Source organism: Bacillus sp. FAU18, assembly GCF_056033885.1.
Map to the genome: position 1 here is coordinate 371,444 of NZ_JBVYHZ010000003.1, position 23,858 is coordinate 395,301.

The window sequence follows — 23,858 nt, forward strand, 5'->3', positions numbered from 1 at the left end:
TTTTTTTACAAAAAAAGAGAAGTGTAGAATAGGGAATCTATGAAAAAGAAAAAGGAGGCTGAAAAATGGTCAGTCAAGAAGCAGTAGTCTTTTTGGCATTATCCGGGGCTATTGCATTTCTGTTGCCAATCGGGCTGATTGTATGGTTTAAGCGAAAGTATGGCGCCTCGCTTAAAGTGTTTTTTATTGGCGCTCTCACGTTTCTTGTCTTCGCTCAGCTGCTGGAAGGCGGCGTTCATGTTTATGTACTGCAAGTGAATGAAATGACGAAAGAAGCGATGCAACATCCATTATGGTATGGCATTTACGGCTGCTTGATGGCCGGAATTTTTGAGGAGTGCGGAAGGTATATGATGATGCGATTTTTTATGAAGCGCCATCATACCTGGGCGGATGGTCTGGCTTTCGGGGCAGGCCATGGCGGGCTTGAAGCCATCCTGATTACAGGCTTGTCCTCTATCTCACTTATTGTATACGCATTTGCAATCAATAGCGGGACGTTTGAACAGCTTTTGGTCAATGGCGACGTCAAACAGGCGCTTTTGCCGATACAGGAGCAGCTGCTGCATACTCCTTCGTATGAATGGATGCTGGGCGGAATAGAAAGAATCAGTGCCATTGCCGTCCAAATTGGGCTGTCTCTGCTTGTTTTGTACGCGGTTAAAAGCCGCCGGCCGCTGTTTTTGTTGTATTCTATTCTTTTACATGCACTGTTTAATGTACCGGCGGTTTTATATCAGAGAGGAATCATAGAGCATGCTGCTGCTGTTGAAATCATTGTTGCTCTTATAGCGGCTTTATCAGTTTATTGGATTGTAAAAGCAAAAAGGGTGTTTCAATAAAAGGTCCAAGCAGCAGCAATGCCCGCTTGGAAAAATGTGAATGGAAATATTCATTAAGCATGGGTCATCAGAATATTTCTGATTCAGTCTTTAGCAATGACAGCAAGAATGTCTGTGTTTTTTACAAGAGAAACAATGGTGTTTCTTTTTCTTCTTCTTCTCGCAAGGGTCATGGCATTCTTTCTTTTTCTTGCAATGGTCGTGGAAATCTTTATCGAACCACTCGTCAAAGAACCAAAAATCATCGAACCAATCGTGACAACGACATTTCTGTTCATGTGAATGACGACAGCACATAGATATCCCTCCTCTTCCCATGCTCTCTACAGCATATGAGAGATTGATAGGAAAAGATTGGACGGGTCCCTCGGGAAAAGAGTATATTTTAAGTAGAAAATAAAAGGAGGAATGCCCTATGACGTCCGTACGTAAAACGATGGAGCTCATTAAAGAACTTGTATCGATCCCAAGCCCGACAGGAAATACATATGAGGTGATCAATTATATTGAAAGCCTTTTAAAAGAATGGAAGGTAGAAACGGTTCGGAACCACAAGGGCGGCTTAATTGCAACGCTTCCAGGACGCGACACATCCCGGCATCGTATGCTGACAGCGCACGTTGACACCCTCGGCGCTATGGTGAAGGAGATTAAAGCGGACGGCCGGCTGAAAATCGACTTAATCGGCGGGTTTCGCTACAACTCGATTGAGGGGGAGTATTGCCAAATTGAAACCGCCTCGGGAAAAACGTACACAGGCACAATTTTAATGCATCAAACGTCTGTGCACGTATACAAAGACGCGGGAAAGGCTGAGCGGAATCAAGAGAATATGGAGATCCGCCTAGATGAACCTGTTCACTGCCGGAAAGATACGGAGGAGCTTGGCGTTGGCGTCGGAGACTTTGTGTCGTTTGATCCACGTGTCGAGATCACATCAAGCGGATTTATTAAATCGCGCCATTTGGATGACAAAGCAAGCGTCGCCTTATTGCTCCGCTTAATTCATCAAATTCAAACAGAAGACATTGAGCTGCCGTATACAACCCATTTTCTTATTTCCAATAATGAAGAAATCGGTTACGGCGGAAATTCGAATATTCCTCCTGAAACAGTTGAATATTTGGCGGTTGATATGGGGGCTATCGGTGACGGGCAGGCGACTGATGAATATTCAGTATCAATCTGTGTGAAGGATGCGAGCGGGCCGTATCATTATCAGCTCAGAAAGCATTTAGTTCAATTAGCCGAGAAGCATCATATTGACTATAAGCTTGATATATATCCGTACTACGGGTCTGATGCGTCAGCAGCGATCAAATCCGGGCATGATATTGTACATGGCCTCATAGGGCCGGGAATTGATGCTTCCCATGCATTTGAACGCACCCATAAATCATCTCTTCGCCATACCGCTAAGCTTCTGTATTACTATGTACAGTCACCAATGGTATAAGGGGGAGGACCAATGAAGATTTATAAGCTGAAAAGCACATTCGGCTGGGAAGGTGATGACGGGTTGGGAGAACAGCTGATTCAGCAGATCCTTGCCGGAGAAAAAACCGCCACGTGTGCGCCGAAATCATTGTATTCAAAAGATGAATTGAGGGACGTTTATCAAACAGCGGGTCAGCTTGTTACCGTTTATGATAAACATGACAATCCAAGATGCAATATAAAAGTAACAGATGTCTTTGAAACCACCTTTGGTGCGCCTGATATGAGGTTAGTCAAAGGAGAGGGCAATGGAGACCGAATTGAGGAGTTTCAAGAGGATCATCAGATGGCATGGGCGGAACTGATCAAAAGCGGTGAACTGGAGCTGAATGAGGATACTGTTTTGATTACAGAACTGTTTGTGCTTGTTAAAGATTAAAAAAACCTGCGGGGCAAGAACCCCGCAGGCTTTTCATTAACCAGAAATGGTTGCGTTTTGTTCTGTTTTCGATTGGGACATAACAGTTTCTGCTTTCGCAGGATTAAACATGCCTTCCCATTTAGACATCACAACGGCAGCAAGCGCGTTACCAGTCAGGTTGACAACTGTACGTGCCATATCCATGATGCGGTCTACGCCGGCAATAAAGGCAAGTCCTTCAGCCGGAACGCCGATGGTGCCAAGCGTTGCAAGCAAGACAACAAAAGAAGTACCAGGCACGGCAGCCATCCCTTTAGATGTCACCATTAAGACGAGCACAAGCGTAATTTGGTGCCAAATCGTCAAATCAATGCCATATACCTGTGCTAAAAAGAGTGCGGCAATAGATTGATAGAGAACGGAACCGTCTAAGTTAAACGTGTAACCGATCGGAATAACAAAGGAAACAATGCCTTTCGGACATCCGATTTTCTCCATTTTTTCCATAATGCGCGGAAGAACCGTTTCAGAGCTGGACGTACTGAACGCCAGTAAGATTTCGTCCTTCATGTAAGCAAGGAACTTGAAGATGCTGATGCCGGCAATTTTTGCGACAATCCCGAAAATAACAATTAAGAAGAAAGCAAGCGCGACATAAACCAATCCGACGAGCTTTCCGAGAGAGATAAGAGAACCGAGTCCGAATTTAGACACAGTCACTCCGATAAGAGCGAAAACGCCGAATGGCGCCACTTTCATCACAAGGTTTACAACGTGGAACATGGCATGGGATACACCTTCAAAAAAGGCTAATACAGGCTTGCCTCTTTCACCGATCGCGGAAATACCCAATGCAAATAGTACTGTAAAGCAGATGATGGCTAGAAGATCCCCTTCGACCAATGACTGGAAGAAGTTTGTCGGCACAATATGGAGGAACGTTTCCGCCACTGATTTATTACTTTGTTCTTTTTCAGTTTCAACATATTGACTGATGTCCGATTTTTGAGCTTCGTGTATATTAACTCCTGTACCCGGATGGAAGATGTTTGCAAGGGCTAGTCCGAGAATAATGGCAAAAGTCGTGATGATCTCGAAGTACAGAATCGTTCTGAAGCCTAATTTACCGACTTGCTTTCCATTTCCTGCACCGGCTACACCGATGATTAAGCTGGAGACAACAATAGGAATCACTATCATTTTGATTAAGCGTAAAAAGAGATCCCCGATTGGCTGCAGGTAAGTAGGCAATGCTGGGTTGCCATACCAAATGACGCCAACAATGACACCTAGAATAAGTCCAACGAATATTTGTGTGGCTAATCCAAACTTAATTCTTTTCATAGATTACCTCCCAAAAAACAAAGTATCAACATATATCATGAATAGACATATATTTAATCTCACTATTAGATCAAATTATAATAGATAAGAAATCAATTCGTCTATAGTAAATTATATTTCGAAAATAAAGAATATTCAATGACATTATGATAATCACCAGAATTATCTAAAAACAGGTGAGCTTTGACCTAACCTGACTATTATTTCAAAATTAAGAGATATGTGAAAAAATAAGAAAATCCCACGCGTAAGGCGCGGGATTTTCGCTCATTACAAATCGTTTACTTTTATACAGTCATTGCAGATATTACCATAGCACTCATGCTGCTCTTCTATCTTTTTTCCGCATTCCGCACACTTTTTCGAAGGCAGGTTTCTAAAAAATTCTGTGATTTTCCCCAGCATAACCAATCCCTCTTTCACCTTTGTAGTGATTTCATTGTAATATAACAGATTGAAAAAATCAATAACTGTTTTGATACAATGTTTAAAACATGCTTTTTTTAAGAAAAATGGGTATATTGAAGGAGGATCAATTTTTTTGAAAAGATAGGAGGACATTATGAAAGTTACAGTTATCGGATGCTATGGCGGTTTTCCGGCCGCAAATGAAGCGACGTCAGGCTATTTGTTTCAATCAGGTGATTACTCTCTGCTTGTTGATTGCGGCAGTGCCGTATTGTCTAAGCTGTTCGGATATGTGCCGGCGGAAAAGCTGGATGCGGTCGTTCTGTCTCATTATCACCATGACCATATCGCTGATATCGGGCCGCTTCAATTTGCCAAGCAAGTCGGTTCGTTTCTCGGCAAAGGAGAGCATACGCTTCCGATTTACGCACATGATGCTGATATAGAACAGTTTCAAAAGCTTACATATAAAACACATACAAAAGGGATCGCCTATCAGCCGGATCAGCCGCTGACTGCCGGTCCGTTTACGATCACCTTTTTAAAAACGATTCACCCGGTGACGTGCTATGCCATGCGGATTACTGACGGCAGCCACACTGTCGTTTATACTGCTGATTCCAGCTATCAGGATTCATTTATACCGTTTTCGAAAGATGCTGATTTATTGATCTCGGAATGCAATTTTTATGCCGATCAAGACGGAACAAGTGCAGGCCATATGAACAGCCTGGAAGCCGGGCGCATTGCAAAAGAAGCGGGAGCGGGAGAACTGCTGCTGACACATTTGCCGCATTTTGGCGTGCATGACAACCTTCGCAAAGAAGCGAAAACCGTTTTTAACGGAGAAGTGAATATTGCGAAATCAGGTTTTGTGTGGGAAGGATAAAGGAGGAGCACCATGTTATTTATAGACAATCAAAATATCAATGATCCGCGGATCAATCTTGCTATCGAGGAGTACTGTGTCAAGCATTTAGACCCTGAACAGCAATATTTGCTCTTTTATGTGAATCAACCGTCTATTATCATTGGGAAAAACCAAAATACAATAGAAGAAATCAATACAAAATATGTTGAGGAAAACGGGATTATCGTCGTCCGCCGTTTATCAGGCGGGGGCGCTGTGTACCATGATCTGGGGAACTTGAACTTCAGCTTTATTACCAAGGATGACGGGGACAGCTTTCATAACTTTAAAAAATTCACTGAGCCGGTGATTCAGGCGTTACATCAGCTTGGGGTTGAAGCCGAATTAAGCGGCCGGAACGACATTGTAGTAGATGGCCGGAAAATATCCGGAAACGCTCAGTTTGCAACGAAAGGCCGTATTTTCAGCCACGGCACCCTCATGTTTGATTCAGCCATTGATCATGTTGTATCAGCATTAAAGGTGAAAAAGGATAAAATTGAATCAAAAGGCATCAAATCGATCAGAAGCCGAGTGGCAAACATCAGTGAGTTTCTCGATGATAAAATGACCACCGAAGAATTCCGCAGCCATTTGCTTCGCCATATTTTTAACACAAACGACATTGGAAACGTGCCGGAGTATAAGCTGACGGAAAAAGATTGGGAGACCATTCATCAAATTTCGAAAGAGCGCTATCAGAATTGGGATTGGAACTACGGCCGCTCGCCGAAATTTAACCTTAATCATTCGAAGCGTTATCCGGTTGGATCGATCGATTTGCGCCTGGAAGTCAAGAAAGGCAAAATCGAGGACTGCAAAATCTTCGGAGATTTCTTTGGTGTCGGTGATGTATCTGAAATTGAAAACCTGCTGGTCGGAAAACAATACGAACGCAGCGTCATCGCTGATGTGCTCGAAGGTGTGAATCTCAAGCATTACTTTGGGAACATTACGAAAGAGGATTTCCTTGATCTGATTTATTAAGGCAAAACACATCGTTTGAAAGAGCGGTTGTGTTTTTGAAATAATGGAGGCAGGAGGGATTCACATGAAAGTGTTTTTAATCGGAGCGAACGGACAAATCGGGCAAAGACTCGTCTCTTTATTCCAAGATAATCCTGATCATTCCATCAGAGCGATGGTCAGAAAAGAAGAACAGAAAGCGTCTCTTGAAGCTGCCGGTGCAGAAGCTGTGCTTGCGAATCTGGAGGGCAGTCCGGAAGAAATCGCCGCTGCGGCAAAAGGCTGTGACGCGATCATTTTCACAGCCGGTTCCGGCGGCAGCACAGGCTATGATAAAACGCTGCTGGTGGATCTTGATGGAGCGGCAAAAGCCATTGAAGCTGCGGACATTGCCGGAATCAAACGGTTTATTATGGTCAGCGCCCTGCAAGCCCATCACCGTGAAAATTGGAATGAGGCACTCAAACCTTATTATGTGGCCAAGCATTATGCTGATAAAATTCTGGTAGCGAGCGGTTTAACCTATACGATTATCCGTCCGGGAGGCCTTCGCAATGAGCCTGGAACGGGAACTGTTTCAGCAGCGAAGGATCTGGAGCGGGGATTTATTTCCCGTGATGACGTTGCAAAAACGGTCATTGCCTCTTTAGATGAGAAGAATACGGAAAATCGGGCCTTTGATCTGACAGAAGGAGATACGCCGATTGCCGAAGCATTGAAGAAACTATGACAGTACTGACACTCAGGGCTTTTTGCTCTTGAGTGTTTTTTTCTGTTTCTCTATAATGGAGGAGAAAGCTTGGCTTCAATAATGAATGACTATTCATTCACTTTAAGGGGTGGGAGAATGAATCTTGTTTCAAAATTGGAAGAAACAGCATCTGAGAAGCCCGACAGCATCGCATGCAGGTTTAAAGATCACAAGATGACGTATCAAGAGCTGAATGAACATATTCAGCGATTTGCGGACGGCCTTCAGGAAGCCGGTATGGAGAAAGGGGACCATCTAGCTTTGCTGCTTGGCAATTCGCCTGATTTTATCATCGCGTTTTTTGGCGCTTTAAAAGCTGGGATCGTGGTTGTTCCCATCAATCCGTTGTACACGCCGACAGAAATTGGTTATATGCTGACAAATGGTGATGTAAAGGCGATCGTGGGCGTTAGCCAGCTTTTGCCGCTTTATGAGAGCATGCATGAATCGCTGCCAAAGGTTGAGCTCGTCATTTTATGCCAGACGGGAGAGGCCGAGCCGGAAGCTGCGGACCCAGAGGTCAGGATGAAAATGACAACGTTTGCAAAAATATTGCGGCCGACATCTGCCGTTAAACAAAACCAAGAACCTGTCCCTGATGATACCGCGGTTATTTTATATACGTCAGGAACGACTGGAAAACCGAAAGGCGCGATGCTGACTCATCAGAATTTGTACAGCAATGCCAACGATGTCGCAGGCTATTTGGGAATGGATGAGAGGGACAATGTGGTCTGCGCTCTTCCCATGTTTCACGTGTTTTGTTTAACCGTCTGCATGAATGCACCGCTGATGAGCGGCGCAACTGTCTTGATTGAGCCTCAATTCAGTCCGGCATCTGTTTTTAAGCTTGTTAAGCAGCAGCAGGCGACCATTTTTGCCGGTGTACCTACGATGTATAATTACTTGTTTCAGCATGAAAACGGAAAGAAAGATGATTTTTCTTCCATCCGGCTGTGCATTTCGGGAGGCGCGGCCATGCCAGTCGCGTTGCTGACGGCGTTTGAAGAAAAATTCGGTGTTACCATTTTGGAAGGCTACGGGCTCTCGGAAGCATCACCCGTCACGTGCTTTAACCCGTTTGACAGGGGCAGAAAGCCGGGCTCCATAGGGACAAGTATCTTACATGTCGAAAACAAGGTCGTAGATCCGCTCGGACGCGAGCTGCCTGCTCACCAGGTCGGCGAATTGATCGTGAAAGGCCCCAATGTGATGAAGGGCTATTATAAAATGCCGATGGAAACAGAGCATGCCTTAAAAGACGGCTGGCTTTATACGGGGGACTTGGCAAGACGGGATGAGGACGGCTATTTTTACATTGTTGACCGGAAAAAAGACATGATCATTGTAGGAGGATACAATGTGTATCCGCGGGAGGTGGAGGAGGTGCTGTACAGCCATCCGGACGTCAAGGAGGCGGTTGTCATCGGCGTGCCGGACCCCCAAAGCGGGGAAGCGGTAAAGGGATATGTGGTGCCGAAACGCTCTGGGGTAACAGAAGAGGACATCATGAAGCACTGTGAAAAGCATCTGGCAAAATACAAGCGGCCTGCCGCCATTACGTTTCTTGACGATATTCCGAAAAATGCGACGGGGAAAATGCTCAGACGGGCACTGAGAGATATTTTGCCCCAATAAAATGAAAAAGCGAAGCGGTTAGCTTCGCTTTTTCATTTTCAATCCTTTGCTTCTTTTTTAATAATATTTAGCAGCGCCTTTGTATCATTTTTGCTTAATTTGTAGTATGTGCCATCCTTCAAAAAAACGGCTTGCTGGCTGCCGTCAATCCATAGTCTGAATGAGTCATACCGGTCTTTATGAAACTTGATTGACCCTTCGTAATCAGGGGCTGATGTTTTTTCTGTCTTCACCTGTTTTCCCTGATTCATAATATCCAGCATATCTTTGACGTGCTGTCTTTTTTCAATCTCGATATCTTCCTGGCCGCTTGAAGACAGTGTGATCAAATCCGCGTCTACCGATTGATACACATCGCCTGATCGGCTGTAAAGATAGAAAAATGCTATAAACACAAGACCGATTACCACGATGGCTGCCACTATTTTTTTCATTTGCATCACTCCAAACATTGTTAGTTTTCCCAGCGATCAGGCTTTCCATGCTTAAAAGGATGGAAAAGTGCGGAACACAGCTTGGTTCTAAGAATTTGAATTTATGATTAGAATAGAAGTAACGGGTTGATGTGAGGAGTGAGGCGTTATGCGCAAGTGGATTGCGGCAGCAGGACTTGCTTACGTGCTGTACGGGCTGTTTTTTTATTGGTATTTTTTCCTGTCGGGTGATTCCGCAATACCGGAAGCCGTGAAAGGGACGCAGGCTGATCCGGCTTCTTTCATGAAGCCGTCTGAGTTGGCAGTGGCCGAGCAGTATTCGAATGTCAAGAATTTTTTATTTTTTATCGGGGTACCACTTGATTGGTTTCTGTTTTTTGTTCTGCTGGTCAGCGGTGTTTCAAAGAAAATCAAGAAATGGATGGAAGCGGCCGTGTCTTTTCGGTTTTTGCAGACCGTTGGTTTTGTCTTTGTGCTTTTGCTGATTACAACATTGGTGACGCTGCCTTTAGATTGGATAGGCTATCAAGTATCGCTTGACTATAACATTTCCACACAGACAACGGCCAGCTGGGCTAAGGATCAGGTTATCAGCTTTTGGATCAGCTTTCCAATCTTTGCGCTTTGCATTCTCGTTTTTTATTGGCTGATCAAAAGGCATGAAAAAAAATGGTGGTTATACGCCTGGCTGTTAACAGTGCCGTTTTCGCTTTTTCTGTTTTTTATTCAGCCGGTCATTATCGATCCTTTATACAATGATTTTTATCCGCTGAAAAACAAAGAGCTTGAAAGCAAAATTTTAGAGCTGGCAGATGAAGCCAATATTCCGGCTGATCATGTATATGAAGTGAACATGTCAGAAAAAACAAATGCGCTGAATGCCTATGTTACAGGAATTGGGGCCAACAAACGGATTGTATTGTGGGATACGACGCTGAACAAACTTGACGATTCAGAAATTCTGTTTATTATGGGCCATGAAATGGGCCATTATGTCATGAAGCACGTCTATATCGGACTGGCCGGCTATTTGCTCGTGTCGCTCGCTGGATTTTATGTCATTGATAAGCTTTACAAGCGGACGGTTCGCCTAACCCGCAGCATGTTTCATTTAGAAGGGCGGCATGATCTTGCGGCACTTCCGCTGTTATTGCTTTTGTTTTCTGTTTTGAGCTTTGCGGTGACGCCTTTTTCTAATGCTGTCTCGCGTTATCAGGAGAATAAGGCTGACCAGTATGGGATCGAGTTGACAGAGAACAGAGAAGCCGCTGTTAAAACGTTTCAGGATTTGGCCGTGACGGGGCTGAGCCAGGTTGATCCTCCGGTGCTTGTGAAGATTTTCAGAGGCAGCCATCCGTCGATCATGGAACGGATTCAACATGCGGAGAAAGAAGAGAATGCGTCGGAACATCAGGATGCTGACAAATAAAAAGAAGCAGGTATGGAGGAACCTGCTTCTTTTTACTATTATTGTGCAGCTGCTTGTACGTTGATTAACCCTTTTCCATAGTAGAAAGAGTTTCCAAGATATGTTGCAGTGCTTTCTAAACGATCACGGACTTGCGCGTTTGTCCAAGTCGGATGCTTAGAAAGAATTAGCGCTGCTGCTCCGGCAACGTGAGGAGTCGCCATTGACGTTCCGTTGTAAGCACCGTAAGTGCCTCCAGGAAGTGTGCTTTGGATGGACACGCCAGGAGCCATTACATCAAGCTCAGAACCTGCGCTTGAGAATGAAGCTCTTTGGTTGCTGCTGTTTACCGCACCTACCGCAATGGTAGAAGGATATTTTGCAGGGTAGCCGACTGTGCTTGTGCTGCCCGATGAACCTTCGTTTCCGGCAGCGGCAGCAACGACGATACCGCTGGAAACTGCTTTATCAACGACTGTTTTCAGAGCTGTAGATCCAGAAGGTCCGCCAAGGCTCATGTTGATAACATCCATATTGTTGGAAATAGCCCACTCAATGCCGTTAATAATCCAGCTGTATTGGCCGCTTCCTGTTGAGTCAAGAACTTTTACTGCATATAACGATGCGTTTGGCGCTACGCCCAGAACACCGATTGTGTTATTAAGAGCGGCAATCGTACCGGCTACGTGTGTGCCGTGAGAACTGCCGTCCTGGTATGGGTTTGTTTCAGAAGGTACGAAGCTTGCTCCGCCTCTGACGTTTAAGTCAGGATGAGAAGAGTCAATTCCGCTGTCGATAACAGCTACTTTTACGTTAGAGCCTGTGTAGCCTTGAGAGTGAAGAGCCGGCGCTTTAATTTGAGAAATGCCGTAAGGAACAGATTGCGCATATTCATGTGCAATATGATCTTCTTCCACATATGCAACGCTCGGATCTTGTTTCAATTCTTTTACAGCTTTTTCATCCAATGTTGCTGCGGCTGCGTTAACATACTTAAACTGCTTTTGAACCTTTCCGCCTTTTTCAGAAATAACATCCTTTTTCTTGGCGGAACTCATGGCACTCATTGTCTGTTTAAATCCAACAATGTATTTCTTTTCTGTACTGCTTTTTCCGGCAGCCTGCGCAGACATGTTGCTGAACGCCATCGTAAAGATTAACGTTAACGCAAACAACAAGCTGATCCACAATTTTTTGCTTCTCACTCTTTACCCTCTCCTTTTAAAAAAATTCAGAGTAGACTTACTTAAAAGACTATTCTGTGAATTTATTGTAATAGATGGAATAATATTTTAGTAGACCCATTTTTTTGAGATGATTTTATCTCTATTTAGGTATATCATCTCTCGCTATTTCCGTAGAGACTCGAAATAACTACTTTCGTACAGAAAAGAACGAAAATAGACATGAGTAAATGTTCATTATGCTGAAATGTCATGCTTTTTTAGGTTAAATGCTCCTGAGTCCCGGCAAAATCCTGTCGAAAAAATTCGTTCAAATGACCTGCATGTGTTTCCGTGAGAACAATGGATATTATCGTGATATTTTTTCAATGCATGATGATAAAAGTATTCTGGAAAATAAACTTTACAGAAAATTCTATTAGGGATAGAAGAGGGAGGAAGAAATGAGATGAACATTCGCCAAGCAAAGACATCAGATGTGGCCGCCATTGCGCCGTTGTTTAACCAATATCGGGAATTTTATAGACAGGCATCTGATTTGCAAGGGGCAGAGGCTTTTTTGAAAGCTCGTTTGGAAAATCACGAGTCTGTTATTTTGATAGCAGAAGAAAATGGAGAATTCATAGGCTTTACCCAGCTCTATCCAACGTTTTCTTCTGTGTCAATGAAAAGGATCTACATATTAAATGACTTATTTGTCGTTCCTCAGGCGCGTACAAAGGGAGCCGGTGGCCGGCTGCTTTATGCAGGGGGGCAAAATGTTTAGCACTTCAGACTGAGCACCACAACCGGAAGGCAAGAAGCTTGTATGAGCAAAACGGCTATGAAGAGGATACCGCATTTGTCCATTATCGTCTCAATGTGCCGGCGAAGTGAAAATGGCGGCTTGATGATTTGGTTTTTTGAACGTTCTTCGGTTACGATATAAATGAAAAGGAGTGTGCCGAATGTCAACGTTATTTCAAGCATTGCAGGCAGAAAAAAATGCCGATGATGTTTCAGTCCATGTGAAAACCATATCAACAGAGGATTTGCCGAAGGATGGTGTCCTGATTAAAGTTGCTTATTCCGGCATCAATTACAAAGATGGTCTGGCCGGAAAAGCAGGAGGCAATATTGTCAGAGAGTATCCGCTTATTTTAGGCATCGATGCTGCGGGTACGGTCGTCTCTTCCAATGATCCGCGTTTTGCGGAGGGGGATGAGGTGATCGCGACAAGCTATGAGCTCGGTGTCTCCCGTGATGGCGGATTAAGTGAATACGCTTCGGTGCCTGGTGACTGGCTGGTGCCTTTGCCACAGAATCTTTCGTTAAAAGAAGCGATGGTGTACGGAACGGCGGGATTTACTGCGGCGTTATCAGTGCATCGGCTTGAACAGAACGGTCTGTCTCCGGAAAAAGGCAGCGTGCTAGTCACAGGAGCAACTGGCGGTGTCGGCGGAATTGCGGTATCGATGCTGAACAAGCGGGGCTATGATGTGGTGGCAAGCACCGGAAACCGGGAGGCGGCTGATTATTTGAAACAGCTCGGTGCAAGCGAAGTAATCAGCAGGGAAGATGTCTATGACGGAACGCTTAAGGCGCTGTCCAAGCAGCAATGGCAGGGAGCGGTTGATCCAGTCGGCGGAAAACAGCTTGCCTCGCTTTTAAGCAAAATTCAATACGGCGGATCTGTCGCGGTGAGCGGCTTAACCGGAGGAGGAGAAGTTCCGGCAACGGTGTATCCTTTTATTCTTCGCGGAGTAAGCCTGCTCGGAATCGATTCAGTATACTGTCCGATGGACGTCAGAGCCGCTGTTTGGGAGCGCATGTCTTCTGATCTCAAGCCTGATCAGCTGCTGACCATCGTAGACAGGGAAGTATCATTGGAAGAAACGCCGGGTGCGTTAAAAGATATTTTGCAAAATCGCATTCAAGGAAGAGTGATTGTGAAGCTTTAACAGGATCAGCTTGCAGAGAATGTTATTTTTCTGCAAGCTTTTTTGTGGACAGGATGATCAGCTGCTGAACTGCTGTGTCGCGAAACAAGATTTTCCTGTAAGCCGAACTTTCTCTTCTCATTTTAAAATAATTGGTGATAATGATTCTCATTCCGTGTTATACTACTCTTGGACATCTTAACCATAGAAACTACCAACAGGAGAGACTGGAACATATGAAAAAAACACTGATTATTCTTACAGTTTTACTTCTTTCTGTCTTAACGGCTGCTTGCTCGTCTTCAAGCGGCAATCAAAACAGTAAAGAACATAAAGTGGCGGTAACACATGATTTAGGGAAGACAGATGTGCCTGAGCATCCGAAGCGGGTTGTTGTTCTTGAGCTTGGTTTTATTGATACACTGCTTGATCTCGGCATTACGCCTGTCGGGGTTGCCGATGACAACAAAGCGAAGCAGCTGATCAACAAGGATGTGCTGAAGAAAATTGACGGCTACACATCTGTCGGCACTCGCTCACAGCCAAGCATGGAAAAAATCGCTTCATTAAAACCCGATTTAATTATTGCTGACACGACCCGGCATAAGAAGGTGTACGATCAGCTGAAAAAAATAGCGCCGACGATTGCGCTTAATAATTTAAATGCTGATTATCAGGATACAATTGACGCTTCACTTACGATTGCAAAAGCAGTCAGCAAGGAGAAGGAAATGGAGAAAAAGCTGACGGCGCATGAAGAAAAGCTTAGCGAGACAAAGCAGAAAATCAGCGCGAACAGCCAGTCCGTGCTTTTGATCGGAAATACAAATGATACGATTATGGCCAGGGATGAAAACTTCTTTACATCAAGACTTTTAACACAGGTCGGCTATCGATATGCAATCAGTACGTCAGGTAATAGCGATTCAAGCAATGGCGGCGACTCTGTGAATATGAAAATGACACTGGAGCAGCTGCTGAAAACAGATCCGGATGTGATCATCCTGATGACAGGAAAAACAGATGACCTCGACGCCGACGGTAAACGCCCGATCGAAAAGAATGTCCTTTGGAAAAAGCTGAAGGCAGTGAAAAATGGGCATGTATACCACGTGGACCGTGCGGTGTGGTCTTTGCGCCGCAGTGTAGACGGGGCGAATGCCATTTTGGACGAGCTTCAAAAAGAGATGCCGGCTGATAAGAAATAAAAGAAAAGACAGGCAAACACCTGTCTTTTTCTTATTTGATAAAGCCGGATAAGTGGCTGTTGATATTATAGTCTTTTATCCGCCATTTTTCTTCTGCAAATTCAATGTTGCTGAGGCAGGCGTTGACGAGGCGCGTGCTTTGAAGCTCCGGGTCACCGCCCGATATTTCCGTCAGCAGTGCGTGAATTGCCGCACCGTGCGCCACGATCAGTACCTTCTTGTTTGGGTACGCCTGGTTCACTTTTGCCAAACCGCCCATCAGCCTGTCAGTGAGTTCTTCTAACGTTTCCATATTCGGATAGATGTTATCCGGATAGCGCTTTGTCCGTTCCTCCAGCGGCATGCCCTCCGCGTCGCCGTAATCGCGCTCCTTAAAATCATCCATCTCGACAATCGGAAGATGCAGATATTCATTAATAATTTCCGCGGTTCTTTTCGCTCTTTTCAGCGGGCTCGTCACGATAATATCCCAAGAAAAGTCCTTTACATATTCTCCGGTTTCTCTTGCTTGGCGTTCACCTGTTGCGTTTAGCGGAATATCGGTTTTGCCTTGGCATTTTTGCTGCAGGTTCCAATCGGTTTCTCCATGTCTTACTAAGCAAACGGCTGTCATAAAATCCCCTTCCTGACTTTATTCATATCACTATTATACTAAATCGAAAGCGTGCATCCTATGAAAAAGCCTATGCAAGAACTTCAAATAATAACGCCAGCCCGATTCCGCCGCCGCTTCCGATGGCTGCAACAGCATATTGACAGTCTGTCCGTCTTTTCGCTTCATAAAACAATCTGGTTACCAGAGCTGCACCTGATGCACCGTATGGATGGCCAAGAGCTAATGCGCCGCCGCGCACATTGATTTTTGAAAAGGGAATTCCGAGTTCTTGCGAGCAGACACAAATTTTGACGGCAAAGGCTTCATTGATTTCAAATAAACCGATATCCTCAGGTGTTACATCGTGTGTATGTAAGAGATTACGGATCGCATCAACCGGTGCCGCGGGCGGATAGTTGGGGTGAATCCCGCTGACTGCGCTGCCGATAAACCGGAGAACAGGCTTAAGTCCCAGGGCTGCCGCTTTTTCTTCTTTCATTACCAAAAGAGCCGCTGCTCCGTCTGCTATGCCGCTGCTGTTGGCTGCTGTGACTGTTCCGGAGCTGGTGTCGAAAACCGGCTTTGCGCGGGGAATAATCGCTTTTATCGGACGTGTTTTCAAAAATGCTTCGTCTGTCTCCAATTCCCCGAGAGGAACAATTTCTTCACGGTAAAATCCTCCATCATGCGCGTTCCTGCTGCGTTGATGGCTGAGAAGCGCGTACTCATCCTGCATGTTTCTGCTGATGGAATAACGTGCTGCCGTATATTCTGCTGCGATTCCCATGTCGGGATCGCCGATGGCATCTGGAGAAAAGCGGGCCCGTTCTGAAAAAGGGGATTGGCTGCTGCTTTCTGAGCCGCCCGCGATATACATCGTGCCGGCTCCCGCTTGAATAAGGCTGCAGGCATAGCGCACAGCTTCAAGGCCGGAGCCGCACTGTCTGTCAATTGTCATTCCGGGAACCGATAAAGGCAGTCCGGCTTGAAGGGCTGACAGTCTGGCGAGGTTGCCGCCTCTGCCGGTAGCGTTTCCGAGAATGACCTCGTCAATTTGATCCTCTAGCTTTCGGCTGAGACAGCGGATGATGGGAGCCGCCAAATCCTCCGGCAGGAAGGGCTTCAGCAGTCCGTTTTGATTTCCAAAGATCGTTCGTTTTGCATCAACAATAACCGCATTCATTTATACTGTACGTCCCTTTTCCAGCCATTTTTTCACTCTGGAACGGGCAATTTTTCCGCTGCTCGTTTCCGGCAAGCTGTCTGCAAACACCCATTTTTTCGGGATTTTATAGGAGGCTAATTTCTGTTTACACCAGGCTTTCAGTGTTCTGGCATTAGCGTTTCCAAGAATGACAGCTACAGCGATTTCTCCCCAATACTCGTCGTGAATGCCAACGACAGCCGCGCTTTCAACCTCTGGGCAGGCGAGAAGCACACGTTCAATTTCTTCTGGGAAAATATTTAATCCTCCGTAGACGATCATTCCGTTTTCTCTTCCTGATATGTATAGAAAGCCATCCTCATCAACATAGCCCATATCATCCACTGTCATCCATTCATCTGGTGTGCTGCCGTTCACATAGCCGGAAAACCGCATCGGGCTTTTGACAAATATTTTTCCGACTTCCCCTGGCTGACAGCATTCTCCTTCAGCGTTGCGGATTTCGATCCGGACATTATGAAAAGGGCGGCCCGCTGAATGCGGCTTCCGTTTGCTGTCTTCCGGTGAAGAAAACGTCACAAAACTAAGCTCTGATGTGCCGTAAAAATCGTACAGCTTGAGATGAGGCCATGCAGCGGCAAGCTTCTTCTTGGATTCTGCCGGCCAGTCTGCGCCGGATGAAATGATTTTGACGGGACTGTCGGGAAAACCCTCAATCCTTGCGAGGGCGTCTGTCATCGTCGGTACGGTATAGAGAACACTGATGGATTCACGGCACAGCCATTCCTTCGCTTTGGCAGGAGAAAACTTTTTCAGCAAACAAACGGTTCCTCCGAGAAACAAAGTGCTGACAGCCCCATATAGGAAGTGAGAGGACATTAACGTCCCGGGAATCAATACCGTGTCATTTGATGAAATTGAAAAATCTGTTTCTGTACAGGTAAAGCTCTCTATCCATGAGCGGTGAGATCGCGTAAAGGCCTTCGGTTTTCCTGTCGAGCCCGACGTAAATCCCATATAAAAAGGGTGCTCCGGATCAATGGTAGGCAAGGGATCAGCGGTTGCTTCAGAAATATCTGCCATACAGTTATCCAGCAAAACAACAGGTATCTGGCTATCTGTCAGTTTGTTTTTAAAAAAGGCTAAAGTAACCACAAGATCCGCATTGCTTATGGACAGCCTCTCCTTGCATTCAGCCGGGCTCCAGCGTGTGTCGATGGGAATTGCCGTACATCCAGCCGCTGCTGCTCCGGCAAACAGCTGTAAAAACGCCAGACTATTTGGGAGCAGGATCGCCACACGATTCGGCATGCTCGGCTGTGACCGCAGCCAATTTGCGGTTTGAAAGACAAGCCGATCCCAATCCTGGTACGTGATTTGCTCCGATTCAGTCTGGATCGCCACACGCCCGGGCGATGTTGCGGCAATAGATGAATAGGTATGAGTAATTGTCATAAAATCAGCCTCCTTTCGTAAACATCGTATCAGAAAGAGACAAGGCTTGAGTGATTTTTATCGCCAGAAATGCAGATACAGCCGCTTTTATCAAATCACCGGGCACATATGCAAGGCTCATGAAGGCGGCCTGTGACAAATCAATATGCATGATAAAAGCTTGTACCGGTATACCAAGCAGATAAATAAAGATGATGCCGAATACAATATGAGTGAAAAAGAGACGCAATACTGTCACCTTCCGCATCCTGTTAGCGGCTAAACTGATAAGCCATGAAGCGAGGGGATAAGCAATCAAAAAGCCTGCGCTCGGTCCGAAAAACACACCAAAACCGCCTCGTCCGCCGGGCAACAGCGGCGCTCCGAAGGCGACGAGCAGCAAAAAGACAAGCTGGCTTAAGAAAGCAGACTTTGGCCTGAGGATGCTGCCTGCCAGCATGACACCAAGCGTTTGCAATGTAATCGGAACAGGTGTAAAGGATAAGAAGAGAGGGGGCATAAAGCCGAGCACTGCCATCAGTGCAGTGAAAATAGCAATATGCATCATGTCGATTAATTTCAGCATGTGAAATCCTCCAAACAGTAATCAAATATGGTTATACAATAAATGCAGGTAATTATTATGTCAACTGATTTTTAATTTAAGTTTACATAATGAACGCAAAAAAACCGGCCGTATGGCAGACCGGTTTTTGATGGTTATTCTTCTGTCAGGATGACAAGCGAATCAACGGAAGCGGCCACATGGGAAACGGCGCGGCTGACTTCCTGAAGCCCTCCAAGAAAGGCTTGCAGATCGACGTCGATTTTGCCTGATTGCTCTTTGCTGATTTTCATGCTGTAGACGATTTCATCGAATAAGCGGTTAATTTGCGTCATTTTTTCTTTACTGTCGCTGACTAGCTCATTCACGTCTTTGATATGCTTGGATACAATGTTGATTTGTGTATTCGTATTGTTCACAAGCTCAGAAACAGTAGAGACGGTTTTTTTCGTGTCCTCAGAAAGCTTCCGTACTTCATTTGCCACGACAGCAAAGCCTTTGCCGTGTTCTCCGGCGCGGGCGGATTCAATAGATGCATTGAGCGAGAGAAGGTTTGTTTGTTCAGCTATGCCTGTGACGATGCCGAAGATTTTTTCAATTTGCTGCGCGATTTCATCCAGCTTGACCATTTCTTTTTCGATTTGGACAAGGCTTGTGTCAATTTTGTTCATCTGTTTTTGCTGGACTTCTAGCTCTTTTTTTCCGCCGATTGACTTTTCTTCAACAGTGCTGGATGTTACAGTGCCGGCTTTGGATGCTTGAGAAATGCCTTCAGATTTGTCCACAAGCTCTTGAACTGATCTGCTTGTTTCTGAAAACAGATTGGCAATCGATCCAGAGGTTTCTTGAATTTTCTGATGAAGAAGGTTTTTCTTTTCTTCTTGTTCATCGCGGGTTTGGTTGTACTCGCTTTGAAACGCTTCAAGGACAAGCTGCTGTTCTAAGTTCAAGATTTTTGTTGTTGCTTTAATGGCTTTCAGCAGTTCTTGCTGATTTGTAATGGACGCTTCGTAAATGTCAATCATTGACAAAAGAAGCTCTTGAAACGCACCCATATACCATTTTGGCAAAAGGCCGATTCTTAAATGGATGGAGGCGATTCGGTTACGCTTTTCAATAAATTCATCATCGATAACGCCTGCAAACATTTCCTGAATATGCCGTTTTAACGTTTGTTTTAAGCGGTCAACTGAGCTGTGATCATTAATGATATCCATCAATGAGCTTTCATGGTCAAGGTTTTTATAAAACGCATCAACGATGCATACGATATTTTCTTGAATGAGTGGCTGAAGCTGCTCTAACACGTAAAGCTCAGCATCTCCCAACCTGACCATTTTGAGCTGTTTTTTGACATCTGCATGTTTGTTTGTGAGCTGAATGCGGTTTTTTTGTTGTCCGTTTGAATCTGAAAAGTAAGCTGTTTCTTGTTTTCTGTCTTTTTTAAATAACAATACAATGATCCCCCTTGGGAAAAATATAATTTTTACTTTTTGGCTTTTTAAGCCTTTTTCTTTTTTATCGGCCAAGGGAAACATGAATGAAGCTGCAGATGAAAAATATTTGAAAAACCGTTCATTAAAATGAACGGTTTAATCGAGATCTATTTGTTTTAATGGTTTAATGGCCGGACCCTCTACAACTTCGCCAGATGGCTTAAAGCGTGATCCGTGGCACGGACAATCCCACGTATGCTCACTGTCGTTCCACTCGACCTCGCAGCCTAAATGGGTACAAGTCGTATCAACGAGATGGAGGCAGCCTGTCTCATCCCGAAATGCTCCCGCTCGCCTACCGTTTATGGTGACGGCTTTCCCTTCTCCTGGCGAAATGTCTTCAAATTGGACATCAGGCTTTTCAAGCTTTCCTTTAATCAAATGCTTGGCGACATCGGCATTGTAGGAAATCACTTTCTGCAACCCGGGATTCAGATGGAAACGGGACGGAGTGAAAATGCTTTCGTATGGATTGTCTTTTTTCTCCACAAGGTCTGACAATAAAGTAGCTGCGACTGCTGAGGACGTCATGCCCCATTTTTTGAACCCGGTCGCTACTAGAATATTGTCCTCATTTTCCGACATCGGCCCGATAAACGGGATTTTGTCGATCGTCACTAGATCTTGGGTGGACCAATAATATGGAATGCTTTCGATGCCGATGGTGCTTTCGGCCAGTTGTCTTAGTGTTTCATAATGTGTAGACATGTCTTTTCCCTGGCCTGTTTTATGGCTTACTCCGCTGAAGAGAATCAGCTTTTCACCGTTTACAACCGTATAGCGGAGCGCCACTGACGGTTGATCGATACTCAAATACATGCCCTCGGGATACTCGATCTTCGGCTTGATGGCAAGGACATAAGATCTGTCGGAGTACATTCTCGCAGCATATAATCCGCCTCCGTCATAAAAAGGGAAGTGGGAACAGCATATGATAAAGCGGCTCTTAATAGCGTGCCGGCTTTTGGTTACCACTTCGGGCCTTTCGCCTTTTTTGATATCAAGCGCAACGGTCTCTTCATAAATTCGGCCGCCTTTTTGAACAATTTGCTCCAGAAGCGCTTTTAAGTATTGAAGCGGATGAAATTGAGCTTGATTCTTCATGACAAGCGCCAGCTTAGAACCTAAGGGAATTGGAAGATCCTTGATAAGGTCTCTTTCAATTCCGAGCTTTGTGTATGCCTCATGCTCGGTGCGGATTTTTTGAACAGCGTTTTCATTTGCCGTATAAAGATATGCGTCTTGCTCGATCCATTCACAATCAATTTGATGTTCATCCACAATGCCTTTTATGTAATCAATTGCATTTTGGTTTGCTTCATAATAAAGCCTCGCATGGTTTAATCCGAAATTGCGGATAAATTCGTCGTATATCATGTCATGCTGTGCGGTAACTTTAGCAGTTGTATGCGCAGTGGTTCCGTTAAGAACCTGATTTGCTTCAATCAAAACGACACGGAAGCCTCTCTTCGTAAGTTCATATGCCGTTGTGATTCCTGTAATCCCGCCTCCGATAATGGTGACGTCACATTCAGTGTCCTTTTGAAGCGCAGGAAAAGAAGGCAGGTCAGTTGATGTTTTCCAGTATGTTTCAGGTGCTTCCTTTGCAAAATGTTGATTAGCCAAGCCGTTATACCTCCAATCAGATTTATTCTTAATTTTTCCATATTCTATCTTTTCATACATAGGAAGCAGGCATTGTTCATAACATAATAAGGTTGAAAAGGAGTGATTTCATTGGCGAATCAAAAAAAGAAAACATTACCGCCTCAGCACCAGAACCAGCAGCCTGGTTTTGAATATCTCATGGACCCGCGTCCGGTTTTTGATAAGCCGAAGAAAGCGAAAAAATTAGAGGGCAAAACCGCTATTATTACTGGAGGAGACAGCGGGATTGGACGCGCTGTCTCGGTGTTATTCGCAAAAGAAGGGGCTAATGTGGTCATTGTGTATTTGAATGAACATCAGGATGCCGAGGAAACAAAGCAGTATGTAGAAAAGGAAGGGGTAAAATGCCTGCTGATTGCAGGAGATGTCGGGGATGAAGCGTTTTGCAATGATGTGGTCGCGCAGGCAAGCCAAGTGTTTCCATCCATTGATATATTGGTTAACAATGCAGCTGAGCAGCATGTCCAGCCCAGTATTGAAAAAATCACCAGCCACCAGCTGATCAGAACCTTCCAAACAAACATTTTTTCCATGTTTTACTTAACAAAGGCAGTGCTGCCTCATTTAAAAAAAGGGAGCTCTATTATTAATACCGCTTCAATTACCGCCTATAAAGGCAATAAAACGCTGATTGATTATTCAGCGACAAAAGGCGCGATCGTTACGTTTACAAGGTCTCTTTCCCAGTCGCTTGTTCAGCAGGGCATACGGGTCAATGCAGTGGCACCGGGTCCCATTTGGACACCGCTTATCCCGGCCAGCTTTGCCGCAAAAGACGTGGAAGTGTTTGGTTCAGACGTGCCGATGGAACGCCCGGGACAGCCGGTCGAAGTGGCGCCAAGCTATCTATACCTTGCCAGCGACGATTCCACATACGTCACAGGACAGACGATTCACGTCAATGGCGGAACAATTGTGAACGGATAATAAAAAGCCAATCCTTGAAGGATTGGCTTATTCGCTCTGCTTGAGCGCTGCATATTCTTTAGAGAGCGTAAGAAACGCATCTTTATCTTTTTCGTCCAAGGCTTTGTTAATTTGGTCCGTCAGCATGGCAAGCCGACGGTTATACAAGGATTCATCGAGCACCATTTGAATGTAAATATCCGTCATTGTGACATCGAATTCTTTTGTTTTTTGCGTGTTGCGGGACTTCATGAGCTCAGTGTACGATTTTTTCTCTTTCATAAAGAATCCCCCCAATGCCTTTTTTATAGTATATGGATAACGGTCGAAAAAATCAATAAATTTTTATAATTTTTAGACAACTAATACTTGGCAATCTATCGACATATCCTGCAAAATGCCGTAAACCGGCAAGTCTTATGAAAGTAAAATCGGTTTATTACTAGTAATTTAGTACCATTAAATATCATTAAAAGATGATTTTATCTTAAATGTTAAAAAAACCTGTCGTTTTACAAAAACAGATGATAGATTATTAGTATAAATTTTGCAGAAAAAGGATGGAGGCCATAATATGAGTCAGAAAACAGACGCACCTTTAGAATCGTATGAAGTGAACGGCGCAACAATTGCCGTGCTGCCAGAAGAAATAGACGGCAAAATCTGTTCCAGAATTATTGAAAAAGATTGCGTGTTTTATGTCAACATGAAGCCGCTGCAAATTGTTGACAGAAGCTGCCGATTTTTTGGATCAAGCTATGCGGGAAGAAAAGCAGGAACTTATGAAGTGACAAAAATTTCACACAAGCCGCCAATCATGGTGGACCCTTCGAACCAAATCTTTTTATTCCCTACACTTTCTTCGACAAGACCCCAATGCGGCTGGATTTCCCATGTGCATGTAAAAGAATTCAAAGCGACTGAATTCGACGATACGGAAGTGACGTTTTCGAATGGGAAAACGATGGAGCTGCCGATCTCTTATAATTCGTTCGAGAACCAGGTATACCGAACAGCGTGGCTCAGAACCAAATTCCAAGACAGAATCGACCACAGCGTTCCGAAAAGACAGGAATTTATGCTGTACCCGAAAGAAGAGCGGACGAAGATGATTTATGATTTTATTTTGCGTGAGCTCGGGGAACGGTATTAGAAAAAT

Annotated in this window: 23 protein-coding genes and 3 pseudogenes; 13 read left to right on the forward strand and 13 right to left on the reverse strand. The window is 44.7% G+C overall.

The annotated features are described in order from the left end of the window. Positions 1 to 65 precede the first annotated feature (65 nt). Positions 66 to 842 carry a YhfC family intramembrane metalloprotease gene (locus AC0OMU_RS02160; protein WP_227057349.1) on the forward strand — a complete coding sequence of 259 codons (777 nt, stop codon included), beginning with the start codon at positions 66 to 68 and terminating at the stop codon, positions 840 to 842. Between the two features lie 83 nt (positions 843 to 925). On the opposite strand, the gene AC0OMU_RS02165 is transcribed toward AC0OMU_RS02160, so the two are convergent. After that, positions 926 to 1,120 (reverse strand): hypothetical protein, encoded by a 195-nt coding sequence (locus AC0OMU_RS02165; RefSeq protein ID WP_041517777.1) that lies wholly within the window; start codon positions 1,118 to 1,120, stop codon positions 926 to 928. Between the two features lie 137 nt (positions 1,121 to 1,257). On the opposite strand from AC0OMU_RS02165, the gene AC0OMU_RS02170 reads away from it, so the two are divergent. After that, the gene (locus AC0OMU_RS02170) at positions 1,258 to 2,298 is read left to right on the forward strand and encodes a M42 family metallopeptidase (protein WP_474221961.1); all 1,041 of its coding nucleotides are present in this window, start codon (positions 1,258 to 1,260) and stop codon (positions 2,296 to 2,298) included. A gap of 12 nt (positions 2,299 to 2,310) precedes the next feature. Further along, the gene (locus tag AC0OMU_RS02175) at positions 2,311 to 2,718 is read left to right on the forward strand and encodes an ASCH domain-containing protein (protein WP_047182373.1); all 408 of its coding nucleotides are present in this window, start codon (positions 2,311 to 2,313) and stop codon (positions 2,716 to 2,718) included. A 36-nt stretch (positions 2,719 to 2,754) separates the two neighbouring features. Here AC0OMU_RS02175 and gltT read toward each other — a convergent pair whose 3' ends face one another. Further along, entirely contained in the window at positions 2,755 to 4,044 is a 1,290-nt protein-coding gene (gltT, locus tag AC0OMU_RS02180) for a glutamate/proton symporter GltT (RefSeq protein WP_003245579.1), read from the reverse strand. A 270-nt stretch (positions 4,045 to 4,314) separates the two neighbouring features. Continuing rightward, positions 4,315 to 4,449 carry a protein YhfH gene (gene yhfH, locus AC0OMU_RS02185; RefSeq protein ID WP_003244802.1) on the reverse strand — a complete coding sequence of 45 codons (135 nt, stop codon included), beginning with the start codon at positions 4,447 to 4,449 and terminating at the stop codon, positions 4,315 to 4,317. A gap of 157 nt (positions 4,450 to 4,606) precedes the next feature. Between yhfH and AC0OMU_RS02190 the strand changes: the two genes are divergently transcribed. From AC0OMU_RS02190 to lcfB, 4 genes are all read left to right on the forward strand, one after another. Continuing rightward, positions 4,607 to 5,341 carry an MBL fold metallo-hydrolase gene (locus tag AC0OMU_RS02190; protein WP_015383262.1) on the forward strand — a complete coding sequence of 245 codons (735 nt, stop codon included), beginning with the start codon at positions 4,607 to 4,609 and terminating at the stop codon, positions 5,339 to 5,341. 12 nt (positions 5,342 to 5,353) lie between these two features. Beyond that, complete coding sequence (gene lplJ, locus AC0OMU_RS02195; protein WP_014479356.1) at positions 5,354 to 6,349, forward strand: lipoate--protein ligase LplJ; 996 nt, start codon at positions 5,354 to 5,356, stop codon at positions 6,347 to 6,349. Between the two features lie 64 nt (positions 6,350 to 6,413). After that, positions 6,414 to 7,058, forward strand: a complete 645-nt coding sequence (locus tag AC0OMU_RS02200; protein ID WP_474240874.1) for an SDR family oxidoreductase — start codon at positions 6,414 to 6,416, stop codon at positions 7,056 to 7,058. A gap of 117 nt (positions 7,059 to 7,175) precedes the next feature. Continuing rightward, a complete protein-coding gene (gene lcfB / locus AC0OMU_RS02205; protein WP_046340223.1) occupies positions 7,176 to 8,717 on the forward strand; it encodes a long-chain-fatty-acid--CoA ligase LcfB in 1,542 nt (513 codons plus the stop codon). A 38-nt stretch (positions 8,718 to 8,755) separates the two neighbouring features. Here lcfB and AC0OMU_RS02210 read toward each other — a convergent pair whose 3' ends face one another. Further along, positions 8,756 to 9,151, reverse strand: coding sequence for a YhfM domain-containing protein (locus AC0OMU_RS02210; RefSeq protein ID WP_041517778.1), 396 nt, complete (start codon positions 9,149 to 9,151; stop codon positions 8,756 to 8,758). A 148-nt stretch (positions 9,152 to 9,299) separates the two neighbouring features. On the opposite strand from AC0OMU_RS02210, the gene AC0OMU_RS02215 reads away from it, so the two are divergent. Continuing rightward, complete coding sequence (locus tag AC0OMU_RS02215; RefSeq protein WP_015383266.1) at positions 9,300 to 10,580, forward strand: M48 family metallopeptidase; 1,281 nt, start codon at positions 9,300 to 9,302, stop codon at positions 10,578 to 10,580. A gap of 38 nt (positions 10,581 to 10,618) precedes the next feature. On the opposite strand, the gene aprE is transcribed toward AC0OMU_RS02215, so the two are convergent. Beyond that, positions 10,619 to 11,764 (reverse strand): subtilisin AprE, encoded by a 1,146-nt coding sequence (gene aprE, locus AC0OMU_RS02220; protein WP_046340224.1) that lies wholly within the window; start codon positions 11,762 to 11,764, stop codon positions 10,619 to 10,621. A 427-nt stretch (positions 11,765 to 12,191) separates the two neighbouring features. Between aprE and AC0OMU_RS02225 the strand changes: the two are divergent. The 3 genes and pseudogenes from AC0OMU_RS02225 to AC0OMU_RS02235 all read left to right on the forward strand — a co-directional run bounded on the left by AC0OMU_RS02225 (position 12,192) and on the right by AC0OMU_RS02235 (position 14,870). After that, positions 12,192 to 12,619 (forward strand): annotated as a pseudogene (locus AC0OMU_RS02225) (N-acetyltransferase family protein). Positions 12,620 to 12,690: 71 nt separating this feature from the next. Further along, positions 12,691 to 13,683 (forward strand): NADPH:quinone oxidoreductase family protein, encoded by a 993-nt coding sequence (locus tag AC0OMU_RS02230; protein ID WP_003233163.1) that lies wholly within the window; start codon positions 12,691 to 12,693, stop codon positions 13,681 to 13,683. 215 nt (positions 13,684 to 13,898) lie between these two features. Then, on the forward strand, positions 13,899 to 14,870 hold the full coding sequence (locus AC0OMU_RS02235) for an ABC transporter substrate-binding protein (RefSeq protein WP_063334991.1): 972 nt from the start codon (positions 13,899 to 13,901) through the stop codon (positions 14,868 to 14,870). A 31-nt stretch (positions 14,871 to 14,901) separates the two neighbouring features. Here AC0OMU_RS02235 and phoE read toward each other — a convergent pair whose 3' ends face one another. The 7 genes and pseudogenes from phoE to AC0OMU_RS02270 form a co-directional block, all read right to left on the reverse strand. Next, entirely contained in the window at positions 14,902 to 15,483 is a 582-nt protein-coding gene (gene phoE / locus AC0OMU_RS02240; protein WP_003233157.1) for a phosphatase PhoE, read from the reverse strand. 70 nt (positions 15,484 to 15,553) lie between these two features. Next, complete coding sequence (locus AC0OMU_RS02245; RefSeq protein WP_474240875.1) at positions 15,554 to 16,648, reverse strand: acetyl-CoA C-acyltransferase; 1,095 nt, start codon at positions 16,646 to 16,648, stop codon at positions 15,554 to 15,556. Next, positions 16,645 to 18,085: pseudogene (locus AC0OMU_RS02250) on the reverse strand (acyl-CoA synthetase). The gene AC0OMU_RS02245 and the pseudogene AC0OMU_RS02250 overlap by 4 nt, the downstream one beginning before the upstream one ends. A gap of 4 nt (positions 18,086 to 18,089) precedes the next feature. After that, positions 18,090 to 18,650: a biotin transporter BioY gene (locus AC0OMU_RS02255; RefSeq protein WP_015383271.1), complete on the reverse strand. Its 561-nt coding sequence runs from the start codon at positions 18,648 to 18,650 to the stop codon at positions 18,090 to 18,092. A 134-nt stretch (positions 18,651 to 18,784) separates the two neighbouring features. After that, positions 18,785 to 19,300 (reverse strand): methyl-accepting chemotaxis protein, encoded by a 516-nt coding sequence (locus tag AC0OMU_RS02260; protein WP_416720726.1) that lies wholly within the window; start codon positions 19,298 to 19,300, stop codon positions 18,785 to 18,787. Positions 19,301 to 19,540: 240 nt separating this feature from the next. After that, positions 19,541 to 20,167, reverse strand: a pseudogene (locus AC0OMU_RS02265) (protoglobin domain-containing protein); the annotation flags it as partial. Positions 20,168 to 20,221: 54 nt separating this feature from the next. Beyond that, positions 20,222 to 21,751 (reverse strand): FAD-dependent oxidoreductase, encoded by a 1,530-nt coding sequence (locus AC0OMU_RS02270; RefSeq protein ID WP_474240876.1) that lies wholly within the window; start codon positions 21,749 to 21,751, stop codon positions 20,222 to 20,224. Between the two features lie 111 nt (positions 21,752 to 21,862). Between AC0OMU_RS02270 and AC0OMU_RS02275 the strand changes: the two genes are divergently transcribed. Continuing rightward, positions 21,863 to 22,720 carry an SDR family oxidoreductase gene (locus AC0OMU_RS02275; RefSeq protein WP_015483049.1) on the forward strand — a complete coding sequence of 286 codons (858 nt, stop codon included), beginning with the start codon at positions 21,863 to 21,865 and terminating at the stop codon, positions 22,718 to 22,720. 27 nt (positions 22,721 to 22,747) lie between these two features. Here the strand turns inward: AC0OMU_RS02275 and AC0OMU_RS02280 are convergent, their stop codons facing one another. After that, positions 22,748 to 22,981 (reverse strand): IDEAL domain-containing protein, encoded by a 234-nt coding sequence (locus tag AC0OMU_RS02280; RefSeq protein ID WP_003233142.1) that lies wholly within the window; start codon positions 22,979 to 22,981, stop codon positions 22,748 to 22,750. Positions 22,982 to 23,273: 292 nt separating this feature from the next. On the opposite strand from AC0OMU_RS02280, the gene comK reads away from it, so the two are divergent. Beyond that, positions 23,274 to 23,852, forward strand: a complete 579-nt coding sequence (gene comK, locus AC0OMU_RS02285) for a competence transcription factor ComK (RefSeq protein WP_015483050.1) — start codon at positions 23,274 to 23,276, stop codon at positions 23,850 to 23,852. Positions 23,853 to 23,858 lie beyond the last annotated feature (6 nt).